The organism is Bartonella sp. OC16QHHD, from assembly GCF_042194035.1.
GTDB lineage: Bacteria > Pseudomonadota > Alphaproteobacteria > Rhizobiales > Rhizobiaceae > Bartonella.
In genome coordinates this window covers 1-5,408 of sequence record NZ_JBHIMJ010000051.1, presented here as the reverse complement: position 1 = coordinate 5,408, position 5,408 = coordinate 1, and the positions used below count along the sequence as shown (strand labels likewise).

Genomic DNA, 5,408 nt, shown 5'->3' with positions numbered 1-5,408 from the left:
ACCTGGTTAATTTTATCGAAAAGTTGCGTGAACATAGTGAAGTTCATGGCATTCCTCTTTAACGAATTTTCAACTTTTTATATGATTTTTAAGCATTTTTCGTTGAATTTTTTAAGGATAAAATGAAACTTCGTAGACCTTTTCGATCTATGAGAGAGAATTGAGTATTACGCATTAACTTTTTCTTTTTACGAGCATACAGGAAAATAATATACAAAATGTTATTATAAAAGCTTTACCTAATAAATCTTATGGTAGGCATTTTCGTGTTTTTACTATTCAAAATTTTTATGTTATGCTTATCTTTCTGTTGTTTGATAAGTGTATGTTCAGCGTTGCGTAAATGTGTAACCATTTGTAGTTTTGCTGTTTCATTTTGTAGCATAGCAAGCATTCCAATTATATGTGCTTGTAACTCGGCAATACTTTTTAGATCTTTTGTTGTCGTGATTTCGTTTAATAGTTCTTCAATTTGCTGAAAACGATTGTTTGCTTCTTGAAAAGTTTTTAAACTTACGGCTTTATCAGTGATGGCTGCATATTGGATGCGCTTGTTGATAAAACTGCTAGATTCATGGATAGTGACAGGAATTTCTTCTTCTTTTAAAATATTTTCAAGTGATGTAGATAGAGCAGAAGGTTTATTTCTATTGTAGAGATTCTCTGGATTTTTGAGAAAAAAGCTACTGTGATCTGTTTGTACATTTTTAAGTTTTTTAGTATCGAATTTTTGGCTTCCCGTTATAGACTCGTGTATCTTTTTTACTTCCTCAAGGTGTTTTTTTAGCATATCGAGAAGTTGGGCATCAGGTGGCGTTTTCTTTTGCTGTGGAGTTTTTTTAGGTGTTGGTTTATGTGAAGATGAACTTCCAAAAAAATTGGGCCACGTCGTTGGAACGGATGCCGACAAATCCGCCGCCCCAGCGCCCCAAACCCAAGCCATCGCTGGGTTTGAAATCCCTAAAGTTATTACAACTACTATTGAAATGACCTTTTTTTTCATGTTTCCCTCCTGTCATTTTTTGCGTGCTGTAAGAAAATTGGTAACCATATTGCCGGATCATCACCAACTTCTGCGATAATGCTTTCGGCTAACTCTGCGTTATCAGGCGTTCCTGATAACACTAAGAGCTCGTCACTAAAGTCGTGTTCGATGGTTTTTCCATCGCGTGTCAGATGGAATTTACCAAGATTCAGTTCTGCAAGCGCAGATTGATCACCCTGCTTAATGAGGAATTGGCGACTAAACTCACCAAGTCCTTTAACGAGTTCAAATTCGGCATCTGTTAGTTTAAAGCCTTTTGTATAATCTTCATAATTTGCTTTGGGATTGGCTAGAAAAATGTAAGTTGCACACTGTTGAATGAGTGTTTTGGCAATATTACTTTCCAAGGCATCGCTAGGCTCTTGTGTTGCATAAACAAAAATACCATTTTGTTTACGGATAGTCTTTTGTTTATTTTTCGCTAAATCTTCAAAGTACGGATCTTGCAAAGGCTTCCAAAACTCGTCAAAGATATACATAAATCGCTGTCCGCTAATCATGCCTTCTGTGCGGTAAAGCAAATACATCATCACTGGAGTGCGAGTTTCAAAATTATCTAAAAATTCCGTGATATCAAAGCCGTAAATTTGATGTGTTGAGAGATCAAGAGCATCGTGGGGATTATCAAACAACCATCCATAATCACCACCTTCACACCATTTTAGTAAGCGAGCATGAACAGATGGGTGAGCATTATAATCACTTAAACGTGGATTTGGTAAAAATTGTACCAGAAAGGACAAACGACGGAGTGATCGGTCAATGTTAGCACTCATAACAGACATAACTGCTTTGTTAATTTCTTCTTCGTCGTGGTGCGTGACTTCACCACCAGCTTCTGCCAATTTTTTAACAAATTGTTTCAGAAAAATAAGATTTTCTTGTGTGGGTGGGAGTTGGAAAGGATTGAAACCACTTTTTCTGCCTGGCTTGAATGTTAAATATTTTCCACCCATCGCCCGAATGGCAATTTCCATACCACGATCTTTATCAAAAACAACAGTTGTCGGCTTAAATTTTTGTGCTTGTGCTAACAAAAAGCCGAGTAACACGGTTTTACCCGAACCAGATTGTCCGATAAGCGCGGTATTACCAAGTAAACGTTTATCTGTCGAGTCCTCTTCAAGTTTGGAGGCATGAAAATTGAAATAAAGCGGCGTTTTACTGGTTGTTTTAAGAATTGTGACGGCTGGTCCCCATGGGTTGCCAGTGGGTTTTCCTGACATAAAGTTATGAAAAGATGAAAATGATAAAAAGTTCAATGATGTAATCGGAGCAGGACGCGGTCTCCATTTCCAATTGCCAGGAAGTTGTGCCCAATAGCCAGCCTCTATTGCTAAGTCTACAGGTTTGGGCAGTACCGCAACGTCTAGTAATGCTGCACTTGCTTTGGCCATATGGTCGCGAACTTGTTGAATTGTATCACCATAGATCGTTAATGTGCAGTGATGTTCTCCCATGACAAAATGCCCACTGATAAGCTGGTTTAGTGCTTCGTCAATTTGTTCAATTTGGCTCGTTGCCACATCTCGTGCATCAATCAGATTACGCTGATGCCGTTGTAAATAATCTTTAGCAGCATGTCGGGAGAGCACCGAAAAGCTCTGTGTCAATACGAACTCGAAGTCACTTTCCAACAAAACATTCAATTGTCCTGGTTTGGTTGTTGCATCATATTCTTTAATTTCCAGCATTCCAAATCGACGCATTCCACTGGTTGTTCGCAGTTCACCAAGAGCGCCCCATTTTGAGAAAAAAGGTCGATTGACAGACATATAGTCAGCAAAACGGTCATGGCAAATTGGCATAGGGCGATATTCACCATTGACAAGCATTCCAAGGAATTCAAGTGCAGAAGAATAAACATGCCCATTTCTTTCATAAGCACCAAGAAGTTCTGCACCGTAACGGTTTAAAGATTGGCCTAAAGTACGATTGATGTCATTGAGTTCTTTGATACATGTGTCTTGTCGCATCTTTTTTTGATCAAGCGTTTCACGTTCATGTTTAGAAAAGAACGACATAATTTTATCCGCTATCGGTTGAAAAATGACAGTCAGATATAAATCATTGACCATTAAATTATAACCAGTAAAGCTTTGTCGATATTTTTCATCAAGTTGATAGCAAAACATTTGATCAAATGTTGAATCAGGATATTCATAAACACGGCGGCGCACAATATGCGTCCAAAATGATAAATTGGCTGATGCAAGACCCCGTAGAGTATTGTTAAGCTCTTTTATCCATTGAAAAATATCTTCTTCTGAAGCGCTTTGATGCGAACGCCCGTCAATTTTCCAAATTGACAAATATTCCGCATTTTTAGTAGAAATAATCGTATCTGTAATATGATGTGAATAAGGCAGAAACAGGCTTACAGGTGCCTCTGATGCAAGGCGTTTGCTGCTTTCAACAGCTGTCATGTTTATCTCCTTTTACTATAATCAGAGGGACTATAACTTGATGCGCCCCAAAAACCTTTATTGCGATTGCGAAATTTAGTATCGATCCATAACCACCAGATACGAAACGCCTTATCATCGTTTTTAGTAATTTGCACCATAATGAACCATAATGGAGGTGCTATAATCCACAAAAAGATACTTACTGTCATAGCAGTAGCAGCGACCCCCATAACCATAACGATAAATGGCATCATGGGGACCCCCCATATAGTTGGAACACGTGTTGCTCCTTTGAATAGGGGGAATTCTTTTTGTTCTTGTGATTTCATGGGGTGCTCTTGTCAGTGGAGGTGAAATAATATGTGGCTAATATAAAAGGCTGCACCAGCAATAATGACGCTGAAGGCCCATCGTATAAATGTAGCTCTTGCAATGATGCGAAATATATAAATAAGCAAAAGAAATAAAAGAATAATAATGGCGACGATAGGAATAAGTATACTTAATCCATATTGCATCCCTACGAAGGCATCCAAGCTCTCAGTTTCCGTCTGAGCATATGCAGACTGCGTTATTAATAACATCATTGAAGTGATAATAATAACATTAATCTTGTTGCACGTCTTCGCTTGAAACGTATTTGATTGTTTCATATCCTTTATCCCCTTTTAATTAAAGTTGCTATAAACAATATTCCTTTTTTCAGTATGGCTACATTATTACTGGTACACACCTATAATCGATGGATATTAAAAACATTACGTATTATACTGATTCATGAATTACCTTTCAATAATATTGCAGTAACTTTGGTTGTAGAGGGTACGATAATAATACTGATTGTCTATCGTATAAACGTATCGTGTTATATTATTTGTAATTGATGCCATTATCACGCTGTTTTAAATAGCAGAGTAACAAGTTGGGCTGAAGAACCTGCAATGACAACACCAATTGCCCAGCGTACAAACGTATCCTTTCCGATGTAGCGTCCCGCATAACCAATTGCTAAACATAAAAGTATAACGGCAGCAGCGATAGGGATAATTACTTTTAAGTCTGTCTGTAAACCTGTTAGAGCGTTCTCTGCGTTTGTTAAAACGCTTGCGGCGGCGTAAGCAGAACTATCCATGAACAATGCAGTCATAGCAGCAGAAATTGCGATGATTTTGTTGTTACTTTTCGATTGAACACTAATTAACTTTTGCATATTTCACTCTTATTAAAATCTAGATAATATTNTTAAATAGCAGAGTAACAAGTTGGGTTGCAGAACCTGCGACGACAACACCTACTGCCCAACGTACAAAAGTGTCTTTTCCGATGTAGCGTCCTGCATAGCCAATTGCTAAGCACAACAGTATAACGGCAGCAGCGATAGGGATAATTACTTTTAAGTCTGTCTGTAAACCTGTTAGAGCGGTCTCTGCATTTGTTAAAATGCCTGCGGCGGCGTAAGCAGAACTATCCATGAACAATGCAGTTATAGCTGCAGAAATTGCGAGGATTTTATTGTTACTCTTCGATTGAATACTAGTTAATTTTTGCATATTTCACTCTTATTAAAATCTGGATAATATTTATATAAATAAACATATTGTATTTATAATTGATGTCATTATCACGTTGTTTTAAATAGCAGAGTAACAAGTTGGGTTGCAGAACCTGCGATGACAACACCGATTGCCCACCGTACAAAAGTGTCTTTTCCAATGTAGCGTCCTGCATAGCCAATTGCTAAGCACAACAGTATAACGGCAGCAGCGATAGGGATAATCGCTTTCAAGTCTGTCTGTAAATCTGTTAGAGCTTTCGATGCATTTTGTAAAGTTTGTACTTGGGCTTGTGTATGAGCAGAACTATTCATAAAGAATGCAGTCATAGCAGCAGAAATTGCGATGATTTTATTGTTACTCTTCGATTGAATACTAGTTAATTTTTGCATATTTCACTCT

Annotated in this window: 7 protein-coding genes; all 7 read right to left on the bottom strand. The window is 37.7% G+C overall.

The window, feature by feature from the left end:
* Positions 1–235 precede the first annotated feature (235 nt).
* Positions 236–1,003 (bottom strand): type IV secretion system protein, encoded by a 768-nt coding sequence (locus ACFIK1_RS05465; protein ID WP_375662265.1) that lies wholly within the window; start codon positions 1,001–1,003, stop codon positions 236–238.
* Complete coding sequence (locus ACFIK1_RS05460; RefSeq protein ID WP_375662264.1) at positions 1,000–3,471, bottom strand: VirB4 family type IV secretion/conjugal transfer ATPase; 2,472 nt, start codon at positions 3,469–3,471, stop codon at positions 1,000–1,002. The genes ACFIK1_RS05465 and ACFIK1_RS05460 overlap by 4 nt, the downstream gene beginning before the upstream one ends.
* A 2-nt stretch (positions 3,472–3,473) precedes the next feature.
* Positions 3,474–3,782: a type IV secretion system protein VirB3 gene (locus tag ACFIK1_RS05455; RefSeq protein ID WP_375634372.1), complete on the bottom strand. Its 309-nt coding sequence runs from the start codon at positions 3,780–3,782 to the stop codon at positions 3,474–3,476.
* Between the two features lie 12 nt (positions 3,783–3,794).
* Complete coding sequence (locus ACFIK1_RS05450) at positions 3,795–4,106, bottom strand: conjugal transfer protein (protein WP_375634374.1); 312 nt, start codon at positions 4,104–4,106, stop codon at positions 3,795–3,797.
* Between the two features lie 239 nt (positions 4,107–4,345).
* Entirely contained in the window at positions 4,346–4,663 is a 318-nt protein-coding gene (gene trwL, locus ACFIK1_RS05445) for a VirB2 family type IV secretion system major pilin TrwL (RefSeq protein WP_375662263.1), read from the bottom strand.
* 19 nt (positions 4,664–4,682) lie between these two features.
* Positions 4,683–5,003, bottom strand: coding sequence for a VirB2 family type IV secretion system major pilin TrwL (gene trwL, locus ACFIK1_RS05440; protein WP_375662262.1), 321 nt, complete (start codon positions 5,001–5,003; stop codon positions 4,683–4,685).
* 71 nt (positions 5,004–5,074) lie between these two features.
* Positions 5,075–5,398, bottom strand: a complete 324-nt coding sequence (gene trwL / locus ACFIK1_RS05435) for a VirB2 family type IV secretion system major pilin TrwL (RefSeq protein ID WP_375662261.1) — start codon at positions 5,396–5,398, stop codon at positions 5,075–5,077.
* Between the last annotated feature and the right edge of the window lie 10 nt (positions 5,399–5,408).